Origin of the sequence: Lacrimispora amygdalina (assembly GCF_900205965.1) — a bacterium.
Lineage (GTDB): Bacteria > Bacillota > Clostridia > Lachnospirales > Lachnospiraceae > Lacrimispora > Lacrimispora amygdalina_A.
This window is the reverse complement of the sequence record NZ_OAOF01000088.1, coordinates 1-587: the sequence shown is the minus strand read 5'-3', so window position 1 is coordinate 587 and position 587 is coordinate 1. Positions and strand designations below refer to the sequence as shown.

Here is a 587-nt window from a genome sequence, read left to right as displayed (position 1 = left end):
TGGAATGAAAAGTTAGAGGTAGTCGTCATTGAAAACAAGCCCAGTGAATTTAAAAAGCTGGCAGAAAAGGTAAACAGAAAATCCAATCATCTTGGGCTTGAACCCATTTACGGATTGGAAAATGCATACGGCTACGGCAGAAGTTTAGCTGTCTGGCTGATTGAAAAAGGTTACATTGTAAAAGACATTAATCCAGCTCTGGCTTATGACCAGAGAAAAAGTGCACCCATGCTCCGTAAAAACGATGAGCATGATGCGTATTGTGTTGCAACGGTACTCATTAACCAGCTGCATACTTTGCCGGATGCAAAGCCAAAAGATAACGAATGGACGTTGTCACAACTGGTAAATCGAAGAGATTTACTGGTCAAAGAAGGTATCCGGTTTAAGAACGGACTCCATGAGCAGATATCCATGGCGTATCCCAGCTACAGTAAGTTCTTCAGCGAGATAGACGGAAAATGTGCCATGTATTTCTGGAAGAACTACCCATCCCCTGTCCATTTGCAGGGAAAAACGTCAGAAGACCTAACAATCGAATTTAAGGAAATAGCTCGTATTTCCAAGAAAGATAAGGCAGAATTAAT

Annotated in this window: 1 protein-coding gene; it reads left to right on the top strand. The window is 41.6% G+C overall.

From position 1 onward, the window contains the following. A partial coding sequence (locus tag CRO04_RS25800; protein ID WP_242974667.1) for an IS110 family transposase occupies positions 1 to 587 on the top strand: 587 nt, incomplete at both ends.